Annotated in this window: 13 protein-coding genes; 7 read left to right on the forward strand and 6 right to left on the reverse strand. The window is 73.7% G+C overall.

From position 1 onward, the window contains the following. Window positions 1–129 precede the first annotated feature (129 nt). Window positions 130–2,052, forward strand: a complete 1,923-nt coding sequence (locus ACIHEI_RS15625; RefSeq protein WP_396606947.1) for a hypothetical protein — start codon at window positions 130–132, stop codon at window positions 2,050–2,052. A gap of 7 nt (window positions 2,053–2,059) precedes the next feature. On the opposite strand, the gene ACIHEI_RS15630 is transcribed toward ACIHEI_RS15625, so the two are convergent. Further along, entirely contained in the window at window positions 2,060–3,526 is a 1,467-nt protein-coding gene (locus ACIHEI_RS15630) for an LCP family protein (protein WP_396606948.1), read from the reverse strand. A gap of 104 nt (window positions 3,527–3,630) precedes the next feature. Between ACIHEI_RS15630 and ACIHEI_RS15635 the strand changes: the two genes are divergently transcribed. Beyond that, a complete protein-coding gene (locus tag ACIHEI_RS15635) occupies window positions 3,631–4,674 on the forward strand; it encodes a glycosyltransferase family 2 protein (protein WP_396606949.1) in 1,044 nt (347 codons plus the stop codon). Window positions 4,675–4,739: 65 nt separating this feature from the next. Continuing rightward, window positions 4,740–5,357 carry an acyltransferase gene (locus tag ACIHEI_RS15640; RefSeq protein ID WP_396606950.1) on the forward strand — a complete coding sequence of 206 codons (618 nt, stop codon included), beginning with the start codon at window positions 4,740–4,742 and terminating at the stop codon, window positions 5,355–5,357. 5 nt (window positions 5,358–5,362) lie between these two features. Here the strand turns inward: ACIHEI_RS15640 and ACIHEI_RS15645 are convergent, their stop codons facing one another. Both ACIHEI_RS15645 and ACIHEI_RS15650 read right to left on the reverse strand, forming a co-directional pair. Further along, window positions 5,363–6,898, reverse strand: coding sequence for an LCP family protein (locus ACIHEI_RS15645; protein ID WP_396606951.1), 1,536 nt, complete (start codon window positions 6,896–6,898; stop codon window positions 5,363–5,365). A 162-nt stretch (window positions 6,899–7,060) separates the two neighbouring features. After that, entirely contained in the window at window positions 7,061–7,849 is a 789-nt protein-coding gene (locus tag ACIHEI_RS15650) for a TIGR03089 family protein (protein ID WP_387644920.1), read from the reverse strand. Between the two features lie 118 nt (window positions 7,850–7,967). On the opposite strand from ACIHEI_RS15650, the gene ACIHEI_RS15655 reads away from it, so the two are divergent. Further along, window positions 7,968–8,882, forward strand: coding sequence for a DNA-3-methyladenine glycosylase family protein (locus ACIHEI_RS15655; protein WP_387867080.1), 915 nt, complete (start codon window positions 7,968–7,970; stop codon window positions 8,880–8,882). Window positions 8,883–9,063: 181 nt separating this feature from the next. Here the strand turns inward: ACIHEI_RS15655 and ACIHEI_RS15660 are convergent, their stop codons facing one another. From ACIHEI_RS15660 to ACIHEI_RS15670, 3 genes are read right to left on the reverse strand one after another with little or no spacing between them, the layout of a single operon-like run. Beyond that, the gene (locus tag ACIHEI_RS15660; RefSeq protein WP_396606952.1) at window positions 9,064–10,365 is read right to left on the reverse strand and encodes a coenzyme F420-0:L-glutamate ligase; all 1,302 of its coding nucleotides are present in this window, start codon (window positions 10,363–10,365) and stop codon (window positions 9,064–9,066) included. Then, window positions 10,362–11,333, reverse strand: a complete 972-nt coding sequence (cofD, locus tag ACIHEI_RS15665; protein WP_396606953.1) for a 2-phospho-L-lactate transferase — start codon at window positions 11,331–11,333, stop codon at window positions 10,362–10,364. The genes ACIHEI_RS15660 and cofD overlap by 4 nt, the downstream gene beginning before the upstream one ends. Before the next feature lie 20 nt (window positions 11,334–11,353). Then, window positions 11,354–11,932 carry a cysteine dioxygenase gene (locus ACIHEI_RS15670; protein ID WP_396606971.1) on the reverse strand — a complete coding sequence of 193 codons (579 nt, stop codon included), beginning with the start codon at window positions 11,930–11,932 and terminating at the stop codon, window positions 11,354–11,356. A 629-nt stretch (window positions 11,933–12,561) separates the two neighbouring features. On the opposite strand from ACIHEI_RS15670, the gene ACIHEI_RS15675 reads away from it, so the two are divergent. From ACIHEI_RS15675 to ACIHEI_RS15685, 3 genes are all read left to right on the forward strand, one after another. Then, a complete protein-coding gene (locus ACIHEI_RS15675; RefSeq protein WP_014136066.1) occupies window positions 12,562–12,834 on the forward strand; it encodes a WhiB family transcriptional regulator in 273 nt (90 codons plus the stop codon). A gap of 195 nt (window positions 12,835–13,029) precedes the next feature. After that, entirely contained in the window at window positions 13,030–16,869 is a 3,840-nt protein-coding gene (locus ACIHEI_RS15680) for a glycosyltransferase (protein WP_396606954.1), read from the forward strand. Between the two features lie 6 nt (window positions 16,870–16,875). Then, the gene (locus ACIHEI_RS15685) at window positions 16,876–18,531 is read left to right on the forward strand and encodes a DUF5719 family protein (RefSeq protein WP_396606955.1); all 1,656 of its coding nucleotides are present in this window, start codon (window positions 16,876–16,878) and stop codon (window positions 18,529–18,531) included. Window positions 18,532–18,552: the final 21 nt, after the last annotated feature.

The following is an 18,552-nucleotide window of genomic DNA, read 5'->3' on the forward strand; positions in this document are numbered from 1 at the left end:
CCGTCGGATCGCTCTCCTCTTCAACGTAGCTCCGCGGCTGAGCGTCAGCAGCGGTTCGGGCAACGGGAATTGAAGCTTCCTTTACCTCCGGTGCGAGCGCCCCGGAAGGCGCCTGCCAGAATCGCGCGCATGTCGGAATACCCCGCGCCCCCGTTGCCCGCCGCGCCCGCGCTGACGCTGGCCGCCGCCGACCAGTGGCGGGCCGCCCGGGTGTGGCAGCGGCTGAACAGCCGCTGGCTGGCGCTGCTGCCGGTGGTGACGGTGGTGCTGGCGATCGCGTTCGACCGGACGCCGGACCGGTGCGACTCGCTGCGGGCCTGCACCGTGCCGTACGCCGAGAGCGCCGCACCCGCCGTGCTGCTGGTGGAATTCCTGGCGCTGCTGCTGCGCCGCCGCACCAGCTTCGTGGTGCCCGCCGCGGCCGGCCTGCTGCTCTGGTTCCTGCCGAACGCGCTGCCCGGCCCTTGGCTGCCCACCGCCGCCTGCGCCGCGCACCTGCTGGCCGCCGCCGCGCTGTACCGGGAGGACGCCGGCCTGCGCCGCGCCGAGGCCCAACTGGCCACGCTGATGGGCCCGCCGGTGCCCTACCCGTGGACGCTGCGGGGCGCAGATTCCCCGATCGACCCGCCGTCCCGGCCCCGGGTGCGGCACATCCTGGCCGCCCTGTTCGGGGCGGCCGCGGTGGTACTGCTGGCGGTCGGCGTGTGGCAGACCGAGGACGCCCTCGCCCGGGCCGCCCGCGCCGACCGGACGTGGGGCACCGTCCGCAGCATCCACGACGGCGGCGACAGCGCCACCGTCGAGTACCGGCTGCCGCACGAGTACCGGACGCTCACCGCCGAGGTGGACGGCGACCGCACGGTCGGCGACCAGGTCCCGCTGCTGGTCGACGGCACCGGCTGGTACCGGGCCGCCGACGAGTGGCAGGACTCCGCCGCGTGGTGGCTCGGCGTCGGCGCGGCCGGCACCTTCGCCGTCCTGCTGCTCCTCTCCGCACGCCGCACCACCGTGGCGCGCCGAACCATCGGCGACAGCGCCCCCGTCCTGCGGGTCCGGGCCCGGCGGACGGCGAGCGGCGTCCTGGAGGTGCTGCCGGTGGACGGCGGCGACCGCGAGGCCGGCCTGTGGCGCGTGATGCCGTTCGGCGACGAAGCCGCCCAGTACGCGCCCGCCGACCTCGACGGCCCGGCCGCGTGGATACCCGACCCCGAGGACGACGAGGACGACGACGAGGGCGACGAGGGCGAGGACGACGAGGACACGCCGGTCGCCCTCGGCAAGGCCGACGCCCCCGTCGAAGCGCTGCTCTACCACTGGGGCGGCGGCCGCAACCGGCTGGTGGTGCTCCGCTCCCCGGAGACGCCGCACAAGTGGACGGCCGCCCGCGCCGTCGTCCTGGCGGCCCCGTCCAAGCGGGACCGCGACGGCGAAGCGCGCGACGAGGAGGCGCAGGTGAAGGCCCAGGTCGCCCGCAGCCTGGCGGACGACCGCGCCGAAGACCCCGGCGGCAGCCCGGAACCGGCCCGGGTGTTCGGCCTGCCCACCGCGCTGCGCTGTGCGGCGGCCCCGGTCGCCGCCGTGCTGATCGGCGCAGTGATGAACTTCCTCGCCGATCAGGACAGCCTGGTGGACAACCTGCTCCGCCCGCTGGTGATGGGAAGCGGGCTGCTGCTCGGCGTGATGGGCGGGTTCGGCTGGCAGCTCGCGGTGGACCGCGACGGCGTCGTCCTCAGCGGCGTGCTGCGGGTGCGCCGGGCGAGCTGGCAGCAGGTGACGGCGGCGGCGCTGCACAGTGGCCGCGTCACTGTGCGGTACCGCAGCCGGCCGCTGTTCGGCTTCAGCGCGGGCCCGGCCCGCCTGCTGCACCGTCACTTCGGCGGCGAGTTCGATCCGCAGCAGGTCGCCCGCATCGTCACCGCGCTCGCCCAGCGCCCGGAGCGCCGCCCGCTGACGGCGCTGCCCGCGGGCACGGTCGGCTCGATGCTGTGGCTGAACCGCCTGGTGCTCGCCGGGTACATGGCGTGGGCGGTGGCCCAGTATCTGCTGCGCTGACCGCCCGTCAGGCCGGGCAGCTGATCTCGCTGCCGCTCTCCGCCCCGGCCACCGGGCCGCTGCCCGCGGCGGCCGGTTCGGGCGCGGTGGCGGCGGCCGGGCCCTTGTATTCGCTGCCCGCCACCACCTGGAGGGTCGCGCCGAGGTTCGGGACCTTGACCAGCTCGGCGTCCGGCAGCGCGGCGGCCAGCGCCTTCACCGACTCGTCCCAGTGCGGGTCGTAGCGGATCACGGTGCGGGTGGCGGCCGGTCCGTTGCCGGGGGCGTTGGACGGGGTACCGGTGGTGGCGAACCCGGCCTTGCGCAGGTCCTCGTCCACCCGGGTGCCCAGGCCCTGTACGCCCGTGCCGTTCAGCACCTGCACCCGGATCTGCTCGGGAGGAACCGTTCCGGCAGCCGGCGCCGTCGTGGGGGCCGCCGCAGTCGGCGCCGGACCGGTCAGCGGCCGCCCGGCGCGGACCGCCTCGAACAGCGCCTTCGCGCCCTTCTCGTCCCACAGCACGGTCGAGCCCCAGCCCTGCACCGGGTGGTCCACCGAGGACAGCGGCACCGTCGCGAAGTCCGCGTTCGACGCCGACACGTCCTTCAACCGGGTCGCGAAATCCAGCAGTTCGGCGTTGCCCAGGCCCTTGTCCACCTTCACCGAACGCAGCACGGTGTCCATCACCCCGGTCAGCTTCGCCGGGTTGAGCAGGGTGCCGCCGGAGGACGCCTGGTGCAGCAGCTGCGCCAGGAACTTCTGCTGGCGGTGCATCCGCCCCAGGTCCGAGGAGCCGTCCACGTGCCGGGCCCGGACGTAGCGCAGCGCGCCCGCGCCGTCCAGCCTGCTGGTGCCGGCCGGCAGGTCGAGGCCCGAGTAGTCGTCCTTCAGCGGCTTGGGCGAGCACACCTGGACGCCGCCGAGGGCGTCCACGGTGGAGACGAAGCCGAGGAAGTTCACCTCGATGTAGTGGTCGATCCGCAGCCCGGTGTTCTGCTCCACGGTGCGCACCGCGAGCGGCGCCCCGCCCATCCCGTACGCGGCGTTGATCTTGCCCTTGGAGGCGGCCACCTGCTTGCCGGAGATCCGGTCCTGGTGCGCGGGGATGTCCACGTACGAGTCGCGCGGCACGGACACCACGGTGGCCCGGCCGCGGTCCGCGGACAGCTGGACGACCATCATGGTGTCGGTGCAGTGGCAGGACTCGCCGCCCGCGTGCAGGACGTTCTTCAGGGTGGCTTCCGGGATGCCGTCCCGCTCGTCGGTGCCGACCACCAGGAACGTCGATGCCCCGTCGTCCGCGGGCCGGTCGGGGCCGCCGCCGATCGCGTCCACCCGGCCCAGCGAGGAGCCGACGCCGTTCAGCACCGCCCAGCCGCCGCAGGAGGCGGCCAGCACCGAGAAGGAGAGCGCCCCCGCCGTCCACAGCCCCCAGCGCCTGCGGCGCGTCCGACTGGATTTGGACAGGCGAACGAGCTGGCGCTGAACAGGCATTCTCCGGATGCTAAGCGCTGCGGCCCGCCCGGCCCCGGCGGCGCGCCGGACCGGAACCGACCCGGGCCGACACCGGCCGGTCCGCGCCGGTACGCTCGGGCACGATGAACACCAAGGCTGCTGAGGAGCTGCCGGCGGTCTCCGTGATCATGCCGGTGCTCGACGAGGAACGTCACCTGCGCACTGCCGTCCACCGGATCCTGGAACAGGAGTACGGCGGCGAACTGGAGGTGGTGATCGCACTCGGCCCGTCCACCGACCGGACCGACGAGATCGCCGCCGCCCTGGTCGCCGAGGACCCGCGGGTGCGCACCGTCCCCAACCCGACCGGCCGCACCCCTGCCGGCCTGAACGCCGCGATCCGGGCCAGCCGGCACCTCGTGGTGGTCAGGGTGGACGGCCACGGGCTGCTGACGCCCGGTTACATCGCCACCGCCGTCCGGCTGCTGGACGAGATGAACGCCGCCAACGTCGGCGGCATCATGCACGCCGAGGGCGAGACCGAGTGGGAGCGGGCCGTCGCCACCGCGATGACCTCGAAGATAGGTGTCGGCAACGCCGCCTTCCACACCGGCGGCCTGGCCGGCAAGGCCGACACCGTGTACCTCGGGGTGTTCCGCCGCGAGGTGCTGGAGCAGCAGGGCGGCTACAACGAGGAGTTCATCCGCGCCCAGGACTGGGAGCTGAACTACCGGATCCGGCAGGCCGGCGGACTGGTCTGGTTCACCCCGCAGCTGAAGGTCACCTACCGGCCCCGGCCGACCCCGCGCGCGCTCGCCAAGCAGTACAAGGACTACGGCCGCTGGCGCCGCGTCGTCACCCGCTACCACCGCGGCTCGGTCAACCTGCGCTACCTGGCCCCGCCGTTCGCCCTGCTCGGCGTGGTCGGCGGCCTGGTGCTGGGTGCCGCGCTGCACCCGGTGTTCCTGGTGCTGCCGGGCGGCTACTTCGCGGCGATCATCGCCGGCGGCCTGGCGGAGGGCCGCGGCCTGTCCGCCAAGGCCCGGGTGCAGGTCCCGCTGGCCCTCGCCACCATGCACCTGAGCTGGGGCTTCGGCTTCCTCACCTCGCCGCGCAAGCTGGCCCGCAAGGTGATCGCCTCCACCCCGCCCGCACCGATCGACCCGGCCACCACCGCCGGAGCCTGACCGACGGTCCAGGACGGTCCCCGGAAGCCCGGACGGGGGCCGTCCACCCGCGCTAGGGTCGCGCCATGACGAGCAGCGCTCCCAGGATCGAGGCCACCGCCGACGTCGACCCGCGCGCCACCCTCGGCCCGGGCAGCACCGTCTGGCACCTCGCCCAGGTCCGCGAGCACGCCGAGATCGGCGCCGAGTGCATCATCGGGCGCGGCGCCTACGTCGGCCCGGGCGTGAAGCTCGGCGACCGGGTCAAGCTGCAGAACCACGCCCTGGTGTACGAGCCCGCGGTGCTGGAGGACGGCGTCTTCGTCGGCCCCGCCGCCGTCCTCACCAACGACCTGTACCCGCGCTCCGTCGACCCGGACGGCCGGCTCAAGCGCGGTGACGACTGGCACGCCCGCGGCGTCACGCTCCGGCAGGGCTGCTCGATCGGCGGCCGGGCCGTGCTGGTGGCCGGTGTCACCGTCGGCCGGTGGGCGCTGATCGCGGCCGGCGCGGTGGTGCACCGGGACGTCCCCGACTTCGCGCTGGTCGCCGGGGTGCCCGCCCGCCGGATCAAGTGGGTCGGCCGGGCCGGCGAACCGCTGGAGCCCGCCGGCGAGGGCCACTGGCGCTGCCCGCGCACCGGCGAGCAGTACACCGAGACCGTCCCCGACACGCTTGTGCCGGACGCCGAACTCCCGTCCTGACCTGCCTACTTGAACTTCGACGCGCAGACGTTGGTGTCGTCCGCCCGGACCCGCTGGAGATCCTTCGGCGCCTCGGTCGGCACCGCCGACGGCGAGCCCGCCCCGACGAAATCGGCGCCCAGCAGCACCGTCACGCCGTCCCGGCCACCCGCCCGCACGGCTGTCGCGGGCAGCCCGAGCGCGGCGGCCACCGCCCGCGCCCGGTCCTCCTGGCCCGCCGGGTAGGACACCGAACTGGCCTGCCGGACCTCCGCGTTGCTGGCGAAGGCGGCCAGCGCGAATCCCTTCGCCCTCAGTACCGAGACCGCCCGCCCGGCCTGTCCGGGCGTCCCGGTGCCGTTGCGGACCGTCACCTTCACGTCGTCGGCGTCGAGCTGGGACGGGGTCGGGGCGGGGGAAGGTGACGCCTGCTGCTGCGCGACCTCGGTCAGCGAACGGTCGGCGGCGATCATCGCGAACAGCTGCTGCGCGTCACCCGGCTTGAGGACCAGCCGGTTGCTGTCCGTCGGGTCGTCCAGCACCGGCACCGTGGTGAAGGTGATGTTCCCGGTGTTCACCCGGGAGATGTCCAGCGCCAGGTCCTTCAGCCGGTTGACGTCGTTGATGGCGCTGTCCACGGTCAGCGCCTTGGTGGCGGCGTCCGCCAGGCTCCACAGCTTGGCCGGGCTGGTCAGGGTGTCGCTGCTCTTCATCTTGCGGATCATCGAGCTGATGAACTGCTGCTGGAGCGGAATGCGCGTCAGATCGCCGCCCAGTCCCACCGCGTGGCGGGTCCGGACGAACGCCAGCGCCTCCTCGCCCTGCACCACGTGCCGCCCGGCGGACATCTTCAGGTGCGAGTACGGGTCGTCGATGGCGGTGGCCGCGCACACCTCGACGCCGCCGACCGCCGTGGAGAGTGACTTCACCGCCTCGAAGTTGACCATCATGAAGTGGTTGATCCGGACGCCGGTCAGCTTCTCCACGGTCTTCCAGGTGCAGCCGGGGTCCCGCCCGTCCTGCCCCAGACTGCTGTTGAACATCGCCCGCGCCTCGCCCGGGATCCGCTTCTCGCCACTGCGGCACTCCGGGACGGCCACCATCAGGTCGCGCGGGATCGACAGCACCGTGGCGTTGCTGCGGTCCTTGGAGATGTGGAACAGCAGCGTGGTGTCCGCGTGTCCGGTGGATCCCTCGTCGCCGTACTCGCGGCCCAGGCCGACCCGGCTGTCGGTGCCGATCACCAGCAGGTTCAGCGCGTCGTTGGTCGCCTGCGGGCGCTCCGACTCGTCGCCGACCTGGACCTTCACCGAGGAGATGTTCCGATTGAAGTGCCGGTACACGTAGAACGCCCCGCCGCAGCCCGCCGCCAGCACCAGGCTCAGCGAGCCCGCCACCCAGGTCAGCACCCGCCGCCCGCGCACCACCCGGCCGCGCCGCCGCGCCGCCCGTCCGCCCGGCGCCGCACTGGCACCCGCGGGCCTGGACGGCCGCGCCCGCCGACTTGAGTGCTGCCGGCCCGAGCTGTCCGAGTCACCCCGGTTCGGGTGTCCGCTGTTCATCCGGGCCACCCTAGAGGAGCCCGCCCGGCGAACTCCCCGGCTCCGGGCCGCCGTCACCCGTCGGAGCGGCGGGAAACGGCAACGGCGCGCCCCGCCCGGATCACCTCACCGGGCAGTGCGCGCCGTTGCCGCAGAACTGTTCGGCCACGCGGGCCGGGCCGGTCAGCCGAGACGCAGCGTCACCCGTTCGGATTCGATCCGCTGCTGCCACTGACCATCCGTCAACTGTTCGGAGTTCCGGCACAGAACGACTGAGGCCCCGGCCGCCAGCGGCGCCAGCAGGCCCGCCTCCAACCCCGTCCAGTCGTCGAACGACAGCGTCGACAGAACCCGGCTGCCGCTGTCCAGACCCAGCCGGGCCGCGCCCTCCCGGGCCAGCGCCACGGCCTGCTCGCCCGTCAGCTTCAGCGCCAGGCCGTCCACCGACGACTCCAGCGCCGCCGCCTGCGGATCCACCGGCGAGTACGGGGCGAACCGGTCGCCCTGCCCGGGCACCTCCGCCGCGTAGTCCAGGAACCCGTCCGGCCGCTGCGGGAACCGGCCGCCCAGCGGACGCAGCGCCAGCGCCACCCGCTCCCCGGGGCACTCCTGCGCCGCCTCCAGACCCTCCGGACCCGACACCACCAGGTCCGCGTCCTTCGGCTCACCGCCCGGCACCGCGACCACGCCCACCGACCAGCACGCCAGCAGCCACACGGCGGTCTGCCAGTGCGCCGGCAGCAGCAGCGCCGCCCGGTCGTCCGGCGAGGCGTTCAGCTCGTCCTGCAACAGGTTGGCCGTCTTCGCCACCCAGTTGTCGAAGGTTTTCGCCGACAACTCCACCCGTTCCCCGGTCGAGTCGTCGTAAAAGGTCACCAGAGGGCGGGACGGATCGGCACCGGCCCCGGCGCGCAGGTAGGCCTGCAGCAGCTCGGCGGGGGTGCGGGCGTCGGCAGCGAAAGGCGCAGTCATGGTGCGCCCCAGCCTACGTCCTGCGCACGCCCGGACGGGAGGGTGCCCGCCCGTCCACCCGCCTCTCCGCGTTACCCTCGCAGACGCCCCCGCGAACCCGCACACCCCGAGGAACCCGATGCCAGAGCTGACCCGACAGTGGCGGCCCGGCTACCCCCTCGACCTCGGCCGCACCCTCTACCCGCTGCAACGCGGCACCGGCGACCCCGCCTTCCACCGCACCCCCGACGGCACCGTCTGGCGCGCCTCCCGCACCCCCGACGGCCCCGGCACCCTGCGCATCCGCCCCGACCACGACGAGATATCCGCCACCGCCTGGGGCCCCGGCGCAGGCTGGCTGCTCGAACAACTCCCCGCCCTGCTCGGCGCCGAGGACGACCCCGCCGGGCTCGTCCTGCCCCCCGGGCCGCTCCGCGAGGCCCAACGCACCTGCCCCGGGCTCCGGTTGACCCGCACCGGCCTGGTGATGGAATCCCTCGTTCCCGCCATCCTGGAACAGAAAGTCACCACCGGCGAGGCCTACCGCGCCTGGCGCACCCTGCTCCGCGACTACGGCACCCCCGCCCCCGGCCCCGCCGCCGACCTCGGCCTGCGCGTCACCCCCACCGCCCGCGACTGGTCCCTGATCCCCAGCTGGGCCTGGCACCGCGCCGGCGTCGACCCCAAACGCTCCGCCACCGTCCAACGCGCCGTCCGCCTCGCCGCGAAGCTCGAAGCCGCCTCCACCATGCCCTCCGCCGACGCCTTCGCCCGCCTCACCGCCGTCCCCGGCATCGGCATCTGGACCGCCGCCGAAACCCTCCAGCGCAGCAACGGCGACCCCGACGCCGTCTCGGTCGGCGACTTCCACCTCCCCAACATCGTCGGCTGGGCCCTCGCCGGCCGCCCCCGCAGCGACGACGCCCAAATGCTCACCCTCCTCGAGCCCTACCGCCCCCACCGCTACCGCCTCTGCCGCATCCTCCCCCTCACAGGCGCGCGCCCACCCAAGTACGGCCCGCGCCTGACCCCGAACGACCACCGAGGCAGGTAGGCAGTACGGGTGCGAAACCAGGGGCCCGGGGAACGGCGGGGCCAAGTCTGCGGAGGATCAACAGGGCACTGTGCGTCCCGCCTTTTCTGGTCCCTGTCTTTGACCCGCCGCAGTCATGACCTACCGGTGTCTCCGACCACCCGCAGCTCGGCCTCGCCGTTCCCCGAGCCCCTGAATATCCTCACCGCACTGTCAAAAAGGCATCCGCCGACCGCGGTTGACGTTCCCGCGGTGCCTCCGCCGGCCGTCCCACGGCAATCGCGCCCATGGGGTCCCAGTCCGCAGGGAGGTCCAGAACGTCCCGCACGGTCTCCCGGCAGAACATCGTCGACGACACCCACGCGGACCCGTACCCCTCGCCGGTGAGGGTGACCAGCAGGTTCTGCACCGCAGCCCCGATCGCGACCGTGAACATCTCCCGCTCGGCCCCGGCCCGCCGCCCGTCGGGGTAATCGTGCGACCCCTCCATCACCAGGCACGGAATCACCAAGTACGGCGCCCCGCGCAGCACTTCGCCACGCGCAGTACGCTGCGCGATCCGCTCCTCGGACCACCCGTCGAGCTCCCGCAGGTCCCGCTGCCAAGCGCCCAGCATCGCGTCCAGCAGCCGCGTCCGGCTCTCCGCGGATTCGAGCAGCACGAACCGCCACGGAGTGGTGTGGTGCGGCGCGGGCGCGGTGACGGCAGCGGCGACCGCCCGTCGCACCGCGCCCCCGTCCACCGGTTCATCCGTGAAGGAACGCACGGTCCGCCGCAGCGTGACGGCCTCCCGGATCGCCTCCGACGTCCCCAGCCGGAACATGTCGTCCTTCGCGGAGCGGATGATCGCCCGGACCCCGTCCCCGTCCTCCGCGGTGACCAGGCCGGCCAGGCCTCGCACGATCGCGACGGGCGTGCCAGTGGCCTTGCCCTTCACCAGGTCGGCGGCGGCGGCCAGTTCGTCGGCGGTGGCGGTGACGGTCAGCCGCAACTCGTTGCCGTGGCTGTCGGTCCGCCCCCGGTGGTCCTCCAGCACACGGAGCCCTGCCGCCCCGATGGCCACGTCCGTGAGCCCGTTGCGCCAGGGCCGCCCGAAGGTGTCGGTGACGATCACGGCGAGCCGTCGGCCCGTCAACTGCTGGAGCCGGGCGCGCAGTCGGCGCGCGGATTCGTCCGGGTCGAGCGGCAGCAGCAGGACGGTGCCGGGGGCGGTGTTGGACGCATCGACGCCCGCGGCGGCCATCACCAGGCCGTTGCGGTTCTCGACGATCCGGACGGGGCCGCGCCGGGCGACCACCCGGACGGTCTCGGCGTCGATCGCGGCTTCGCGGTCGTCCGCGTGCAGCAGCCGGCCCTCGGCCTTGGAGACGATCTTGGACGTTATCGCCAGGATGTCGCCGTCCTCGAACTCGCCGGCCTTGGCGATCAGTTCGGCGATGTCGTCGCCCTCGGCGATCTCCGGCAGTCCGGTGACCGGCAGCAACCGCAGTCCGTCGGTGGTCACTTGGCGACCTCGGCGGCCAACTGCAGTGCGGCGCGGGCCATCTCGGCGGTGGCGTCGACGTCGGTCATCAGCAGCGGCACGGCCCGGCAGGCGATGCCGGCGGCCTCCACCTCGGCGACGGCGGCGGCGTCCGAGCTGTCCACCAGCCAGCCGTCCAGCAGCCCGCCGTTGCCACGAGATCCGTAGTGCCGGGCAACAGCGGCGGCCGAGGTCTCCACGCCGACAGCGGCGAGCACCTTGTCGGCCATGCCGCGCACGGGCGCGCCGCCGATGATGGGGGACAGGCCCACCACGGGGGCCTTCGCGCCGGCCACCGCCTGCCGGATGCCGGGGACGGCGAGGATGGTGCCGATCGACACCACCGGGTTCGACGGCGGGAGCACCACCAGGTCGGCCCCGGCGATGGCCTCCAGCACGCCGGGCGCGGGCTTCGCGGTGTCCGCGCCGACCGGAATGATCGCCTCGGCCTCGACGGCGGCGTGCAGCCGCACCCAGTACTCCTGGAAGTGCACCACCCGCGGCCCGTCCGCGTCGGTGATCCGGACGTGCGTCTCCACCCGGTCGTCGCTCATCGGCAGCAGTCGCACGCCGGGCTGCCAGCGGTCGCACAGCGCCTCGGTGACGGCGGACAGCGGGTAGCCGGCGCCGAGCATCTGGGTCCGGACGATGTGGGTGGCGAAGTCCCGGTCGCCGAGCCCGAACCATTCGGGGCCGACGCCGTAGGCCTTCATCTCCTCCTTGATCGACCAGGTCTCGTCGCGGCGGCCCCAGCCCTGCTCCTCGTGGATGCCCTCGCCGAGGGTGTACATCACGGTGTCCAGGTCGGGGCAGACCTTCAGCCCGTACAGGTGGATGTCGTCGCCGGTGTTCCCGATGACGGTGATCTCGTCGGTGGGCGAGACCGCCGCCCGGAGTCCGCGCAGGAACCTGGCCCCGCCGATGCCGCCCGCCAGTGCAGTGATTCGCATGACTTCATCCTGCCAGCGGGTCAGTGCACCCGGTGACGGAGCTGCTGGGTCGCCGCCGGGTACTGGTTCATCTCGACCAGGCCGGGCGTGTACAGGTGGACGGAGACCGCGGGCTCCAGCGAGGCGTTGACCATCTCGTGCAGGTGGCCGGTGGCGAGCACCCGCAGGCCGCCGGGGGTCAGGGCGCGTGTGCCCTCGCCGCCCGCCGTCAACGAGCGTTCGGTGAGCTCACCCTGAAGGACCGTCATCACGCCGGCCGAGCGGCCGTGGTCGTGGAAGCCGCTGGACTGGCCGGGCAGCCAGCTGAGCAGCCACACCTCGTAGCCGGGGCCGGTCTCCAGCCGGGAGTACCAGCGGGTCAGCGCGTCGTAGCGGACCAGCGGCTCCCAGCGGGCGCGGTCGGCGGCGATCTCCCGGACCAGCCGGGCGTAGCCGGCGACGGTGGTGGGGTGCGCGGGCAGGTCGGTGCGGGCCAGGTGCGGGAAGGCCGTCGGGTCGCCCGCGATGGACACGTCGCTCAGACCGTCCGTCCAGCGAGGGGTGGCCACGGGCAGAGGCAGGGGCTTGCGGTCGCGGTTGCGCTTGCGGAGGCGGGGCATTCGCACGGTGTGACGTCCTCGGGTTCGGCTGCGGGCATGGATCAGCCGGATCCGCGAGAGCGTTCAGGGGGGACTGTCGCGCGGTCGGCCTCTGTTCCGGGGGCGGCGCGCGGTGGGACGCGGGCGCCTAGATACAGCGGAGACAGCGGCAACAACACGAGGAGTTCGCGGCAGCACCGAGGAGCGCCTGGCGGCGCCGGTCGGCGAAAAGGGCCGGGAACTCTGACATGCCGCCAAGCAGACCGCAACCGACCCTCCAGTGTCAAGGAGCCAGGTCGGACATTCGGGTCACATCGTCCTGGAACCGCCGGATGGGGTGATAAACGCCCAATCGGGTTTGGATGGGAAGATCACGGGGAAAGGACGGCGTGAGATCGCCTCGAACCGGCAGGTCGGGCACGATCGGGCGGGCTGACGTCAGGTCAGGAACCAGGTGGGATGTCCAGGTTGTCCGGATATGTACACTATTCGTAGTGGCTTGGTTCCGGGGAGTGAATCCTTGGCCCAATACCAGAGCTCGGCTTGACTGGGCCAGAGTGACGCAACTGTAATTTCTCTCGTGTCGTTCCGCCGCACCGGCAACGGCAACACCACGGGGACGCCAAGAGGGGCAGAGGAGGCGCGCCAGAATGAGCGAGCTCTTTGAGCTGTTGATCGGTGAGGGCATCGAGGAAGACGAAGAGGAACTCGGCTGGCAGGAGCGCGCGTTGTGCGCCCAGACCGACCCCGAGTCGTTCTTCCCCGAGAAGGGCGGATCCACCCGGGAGGCCAAGAAGGTCTGCCTGGCGTGCGAGGTCCGCGCCGAGTGCCTGGAGTACGCCCTCGCCAACGACGAGCGGTTCGGCATCTGGGGCGGTCTCTCCGAGCGCGAACGCCGCCGTCTGAAGAAGAGCGCGGTCTGACCTCCCCGCAGACCTCACCCGTGTCGGCGCCTCACCACCAGGTGGGGCGCTTTCGCATTCCCGCAACATCCGGGCCGGCGGCGCCGATACCCGTTGCACCGTCTCTTCACACCACCCGGGACAACCGGATCGCCCGGAGCCGTTAGTGTGGTGCGTCATCTGCCGTCAAACCCGAACCGGTGGTCCGCGCACCCGATGACTGTCTACAGCCACCAGAGCGGCTTCTCCGCTGCCAGGCCTCCCGCCTACCCGCGCCATCTGGTCACGGCGGTGATCGTCTCGCACGACGGCGCCCGCTGGCTGCCCCAGGCGCTCGCCGGGCTGCTCGGCCAGGACCGGCAGGTCCAGCGCATCCTCGCGGTCGACACCGGTTCCACCGACAACTCCCCACAGCTGCTCGCCGACACCCTCGGCGACTGGCTCCCCGACAGCGGCCCGCAGGTCCTCGGCCGCCGGGTCGGCTTCGGCCGCGCCGTCGGCGAAGCCGTCTTCAACAGCCCGCCGCTGCGCCCCGAAGACCTCACGTACAGCCTCGACCCGTCCGGCTACGACCCGGTCACCGGCGGCTGGGACGACTTCGGCGACCCGCTCGCCCACGAGGACGACCTCGGCCGCGGCGGACCGCGCGAGACCAAGCCGGTCGAATGGCTCTGGCTGCTGCACGACGACTGCGAACCGCAGACCGACGCCCTGCGCCGCCTGCTCCAGGTCGCCGACTCCACCCCGACCGCCGCCGTGGTCGGCCCCAAGCTCCGCTCCTGGTACGACCGCAGGCAGCTGCTCGAAGTCGGCGTCACCATCGCCCGCTCCGGCCGCCGTTGGACCGGACTCGACCGCCGCGAGCAGGACCAGGGCCAGCACGACCAGGTCCGCCCGGTGCTCGCCGTCTCCACCGCCGGCATGCTGGTGCGCCGCGACGTGTTCGAGGAACTCGGCGGATTCGACCAGGCGTTGCCGCTGATGCGCGACGACACCGACTTCTGCTGGCGGGTCAACGCGGCCGGCCACCGGGTGGTGGTCGCCCCCGACGCGGTGCTCCGGCACGCCGAGGCGGCCAGCCGCGAACGCCGCGCCATCGACTGCGGCCCCGCCCACCCGCACCGGGTCGACAAGTCCGGCGCCGTCTACACCCTGCTCGCCAACTCCAAGGGCGCGCTGTTCCCGTACGTCCTGCTCCGGCTGATCATCGGCACCCTGCTGGGGGTGATCGTCAACCTGGTCGGCAAGGACCCGCGGAAGGCGTACGACGAGATCGCCGGTCTCGGCCACGAACTGCTGCGCCTGCCGCGGCTGATGGCCGCCCGCGCGCGCCGCCGCAAGACCCGCTCGGTCGACTCGCTGGACGACCGCACACTCTTCCCCGCGCCCGGCGCCACCGCCCGGCTCGCCGTCGAGAACGTGGTCGGCTCGCTGGGCATCGGCGGCGCCGACGACGCCGGCGCGGGCCGGCACGGCTCCGTCGAGTCCGGGCCCGGCGAGGACGAGACCGACGACCTGGTGGTCGAACAGTTCGCGCTGATCAAGAAGCTGATGCGGCGGCCCGCCCCGGTGCTGTTCGCCGCACTGCTGCTGTTCTCCCTGGTCGCCTGCCGCAACCTGATCGGCTCCGGCTTCCTGCAGGGCGGCGCGCTGCTGCCCGCCAGTGACGGCGCGGCCGGGCTGTGGAACATGTTCGCCGACCCCTGGCACCCCGTCGGCACCGGCTCCACCGCCGCCACTCCGCCCTACCTCGGCGTGCTGTCCATCCTCTCCTGGGCGCTGTTCGACCACGCCGACCTGGCGATCACCCTGATCGTGGTGCTGTCCGTGCCGCTCTCGGCGGTCGGCGCCTACCTGGTCTCCCGGCCGCTGATCGGGTCCAAGCTGGTCCGCGCCTGGGCGAGCGCCACCTACGCGCTGCTGCCCGCCGCCACCGGCGCGCTGGCGCAGGGCCGGATCGGCACCGCGGTGCTCGCCGTGCTGCTGCCCCCGCTGGCCCGCGCCGCCGCGATCACCGCCGGCCTCGGCATCCGCAAGGAGACCGCCGCCAAGGGCGCCCGCCCCGGCTGGCGCTCCGCCTGGATGACCGTGCTGCTGCTCACCGTCAGCACCGCCTTCGTCCCGCTCACCTGGGCCATAGCGGTGCCGCTGTGCGTGGCCGCGCTGGTCCACGCGGTGATCCGCGGCGGGGCGTTCGGCTCCGGCGTGCAGGCGGTGCGGCTGCTCGGCCTGCGCGTCCTGGTGATCCTCGGCGTGCCCGTGCTGGTGCTCGCCCCCTGGTCGGTCCAGGTCCTCATGCACCCGTCCCGGCTGCTGCTGGAGGCCGGCGTCCCCGGCTTCAGCGGCCCGGCCGCCGACCCGCTCGGCCTGGTGCTGGTCAACCCCGGTGGCGCCGGTGTTCCTCCGGTGTGGCTGTCGGCCGGAGTGGTGCTGTCCGCGCTCGCCGCGCTGCTGCGCGCCGACCGCCGCCGCGCGGTGCTCGCCGCCTGGGGTGCGGCCGCCGCCGGACTGATCTTCTCGGTGGTGGTGGCCGGTACCACCGTCACCCCCGCCTCCGGCGGTCCCGACGTCGCCGCCTGGGCCGGCCCCGCCACCCTGCTGGCCGGTGTCGCGCTGCTGGCCGCCGCCGCGATCGGCGCCGACGGCGCCAACGCCCGGGTCTCCGGCATCGCGTTCGGCTGGCGCCAGCCGGTCGCCGCGCTGGTGCTGGCCTTCGCCGTGCTGGCCCCGGTCGGCACCGCCGCCTGGTGGGCGATCGTCGGCGCCGACGGCCCGCTGCGGCGCGACGTCGCCGCGCAGGTCCCGGCGTTCATCGCGGAGGCCGGCGACACCTCCGACCGCTCCCGCACCCTGATGGTCAGCGGCGACGCCGAGGGCTCCGCGATCCGTTACGCGCTGGTCCGCGGCGCCGGCCTGACCACCGGTCAGGCCGAGGGCACCGTGGACGAGGCCGCCGACCAGCAGATCGGCAAGATCACGGCCAAGCTGCTGGCCGGCTCCGGGGGCGACCTGGCCCGCACGCTGGCCGGGTACGGCGTCAGCTACATCCAGGTCAAAGACCCGGTGATCGGCAAGGTCCGGGACGTCCTCGACACCACCCCGGGCGTGATCCGGCTCAGCCTGGACAACGGCGTCGGCCTCTGGCAGGTCACCGCCGTCCCCGGCACCCGGGCCCAGATCGTCAGCCCGGGCACCGTCCCGGTGGTCGTCCCGGCGGGCGCCCACGACATCTGGACCACCATCCCGGCCGGCCCGGCCGGCCGTCAGCTGCGGCTCGCCGAACAGGCCGACCCCGCCTGGCAGGCCACCCTGGACGGCAAGCCGCTCACGGCCGTCACCGTGGACGACTGGGCGCAGGGCTTCGAGCTGCCCACCCAGGGCGGCCGACTGGAGGTCACCCGCAGCGGCAGGCTGCTCCACACCGGCTGGGTCTGGGCGCAGCTCGCGCTCGGCGTGGTCGTGCTGGTGCTGGCACTGCCCGGCCGCCGCAACCACAACGACGACGACCTGCCGGAGGAGGTGGTGGCCGCCCAGACCCTGGCCGCCGCTGCCCAGGCCCAGGCCCCCGCCCCCGGCAGCCGCCGGGCCCGCCGGCTCGCCGAACGAGGCGAGGGCGAGGACCAGCAGGCCGAACCCGGCGTGTACGCCCCCGGCATCCCGCCCCAGCAGGCCGGCGAACCCGAGCCCGCCCCGGCCTACCAGGCCGAGCCCGAGCCGTTCGCCGACCCGTACCAGGCCGACCCCTACCAGGCGGACCCGTACCAGCAGCAGGGCTACCAGTCCGACGGCTACGGCTACGACTACACCCAGCAGCAGCCGGTCGGCGCGCCCTACCAGCCGGAGACGTACGACCAGTTCGGCCAGCAGCAGCCCGGCTACGGCTACGACACCCCGCCCGCCCAGGGCTGGACCGACCCGTACGCCGCCGGGTACCCACAGGAGGACGGGCAGCAGCAGACCTGGCTGCCCGAACAGCAGCAGCCCACCACCTACTACGACCCCAACGACCCCTACGGCGGCGGCCACCACCCGCAGCGGCCCGGGACGGGGAGCTGACCCGCGATGAAGAAGCCCACCCTGAAGGCCCCCAAGCTGAAGGCGCCCGACCTGAGCGCGGTCAAGGGCGGCAGCCGCACCGGCCAGTCACTGCTGGCCGGGGTCGCCGTGCTCGGCCTGGTGTTCGGCATCGCCGAACTGCGCGCCCCCGTCGCCCAGTCCACCGGCGCGGCCGGCCAGCGCACCACCGCGCAGGTCGAACGCACCTCGCTGGTGTGCCCGATGCCGATGCAGGGCGCGGTCGGCTCGACCAGCCTGACCCTGTTCAGCCCCGAGGGCGGCACCGGCAGCGCGGGCACCGGCGTGCTCGGCGATGTCAGGCCCGAGAACGTGCTGGCCGCGCAGAACCCCGTCCGGCCCGCCGCCGGCCCCTCCGGCGACCCGTCCGGCCAGCCCTCGGGCCAGCCGTCCGACGCGCCGTCCGGCGGCCCCGCCAAGCAGGCCGGGGCGGCGTTCGACGCCCGGGTCACGCTCGCCAAGCCCGGCGTCCCGGTCAGCGGTCCGGCCGCCAACAACGACAACGCCCCCGGCGCCTTCGCGATCGCCACCGGCAACCTCGCCCCCGGCTTCACCGTCAGCCAGACCACCACCTCCGAGCAGGGCGCCACCGCGCTGTCCGGCGTCCGCTGCGCGCCCTCCGGCACCAGCTTCTGGTTCTCGGGCGCCAGCACCGTCTCGGACCGGTACGACTACATCACCCTGGTCAACGCCGACAGCCTGCCCGCCGTGGTCGACCTGCGCATGTACGGCGACAAGGGCCTGATCGACAACGAGCTGGCCACCGGCATCGCGGTCGCCCCCGGCAGCTCGCAGTCGATCGCGCTCAACGGGCTCAGCAAGGGCGCGGTCACCGACCTCGCCGTGCACGTGGTCGCCCGCAGCGGCCGGATCGGCGCGGGCCTGCACGCCCGCGACGGCAACAAGGGCGCCGACTGGCTGGAGCCGTCCGCCGACCCCGCGACCAGCGTCACCATCCCCGGCATCCCCGCGGACGTCACCACCGCCCACCTGGTGGTGGCCACCGACTCCTCGGACGACGCCGACCTGAAGGTCCAGCTGTCCGGCAAGAACGGCTGGTACACGCCCGTCAACAAGGAGAGCATCCACGTCAAGGCCGGTATGACCGCCGTCCTGGACTTCCAGTTCACCCAGGAGACCCGGGACGGCGTCAGCGCGCTCCGGCTCACCCCGTCCGACCCCAAGCGCGCCACCGCCCCCGTGGTGGCCGGACTGCGGGTCGACCGGGAGAACAAGGGCAAGACCGAGGCCACCTGGCTGGCCGGCGGCGCCCCCGTCGGCCCCCGGGCCTCGATCGCCGACAACCGCGGCGGGCAGACCACCCTGATGCTGACCGCCGTCGACTCCGACGCGAAGGTCCGGGTCTCCTCCTCGGCCGGCGCCAGCGGCGGCACCCCCGTGACCAAGGAGGTGTCGGTTCCGGCGGGCACCACCGTCGCCGTGGACGGCATCGAACCGGCCGGCCTGAACGGGCCCTTCGCGATCACCGTGGAGACCCTGAGCGGCGGCCCGGTGATGGCGGCCCGTCAGCTGGCCACCAACGTCAAGGACATCCCCACCTTCACCACCCAGCAGCTGCGCGACGACCACGCCACCGTCCAGGTGCCGCAGGTCGCGGGCGACCCCGGCGTGGTGCTCAAGTAGCGCGCCGCGGCGAGGAGCAGC

This window comes from Kitasatospora sp. NPDC051984 (genome assembly GCF_044593455.1).
Taxonomy (GTDB): Bacteria; Actinomycetota; Actinomycetes; order Streptomycetales; family Streptomycetaceae; genus Kitasatospora.

Excerpts from the sequence above, each read along its gene's own strand:
- ACIHEI_RS15625 (WP_396606947.1), top strand. The coding sequence starts at position 130 with ATGTCGGAATACCCCGCGCCCCCGTTGCCCGCCGCGCCCGCGCTGACG.
- ACIHEI_RS15630 (WP_396606948.1), bottom strand. The coding sequence starts at position 3,526 with ATGCCTGTTCAGCGCCAGCTCGTTCGCCTGTCCAAATCCAGTCGGACG.
- ACIHEI_RS15635 (WP_396606949.1), top strand. The coding sequence starts at position 3,631 with ATGAACACCAAGGCTGCTGAGGAGCTGCCGGCGGTCTCCGTGATCATG.
- ACIHEI_RS15640 (WP_396606950.1), top strand. The coding sequence starts at position 4,740 with ATGACGAGCAGCGCTCCCAGGATCGAGGCCACCGCCGACGTCGACCCG.
- ACIHEI_RS15645 (WP_396606951.1), bottom strand. The coding sequence starts at position 6,898 with ATGAACAGCGGACACCCGAACCGGGGTGACTCGGACAGCTCGGGCCGG.
- ACIHEI_RS15650 (WP_387644920.1), bottom strand. The coding sequence starts at position 7,849 with ATGACTGCGCCTTTCGCTGCCGACGCCCGCACCCCCGCCGAGCTGCTG.
- ACIHEI_RS15655 (WP_387867080.1), top strand. The coding sequence starts at position 7,968 with ATGCCAGAGCTGACCCGACAGTGGCGGCCCGGCTACCCCCTCGACCTC.
- cofD (WP_396606953.1), bottom strand. The coding sequence starts at position 11,333 with ATGCGAATCACTGCACTGGCGGGCGGCATCGGCGGGGCCAGGTTCCTG.
- ACIHEI_RS15670 (WP_396606971.1), bottom strand. The coding sequence starts at position 11,932 with ATGCCCCGCCTCCGCAAGCGCAACCGCGACCGCAAGCCCCTGCCTCTG.
- ACIHEI_RS15675 (WP_014136066.1), top strand. The coding sequence starts at position 12,562 with ATGAGCGAGCTCTTTGAGCTGTTGATCGGTGAGGGCATCGAGGAAGAC.
- ACIHEI_RS15680 (WP_396606954.1), top strand. The coding sequence starts at position 13,030 with ATGACTGTCTACAGCCACCAGAGCGGCTTCTCCGCTGCCAGGCCTCCC.
- ACIHEI_RS15685 (WP_396606955.1), top strand. The coding sequence starts at position 16,876 with ATGAAGAAGCCCACCCTGAAGGCCCCCAAGCTGAAGGCGCCCGACCTG.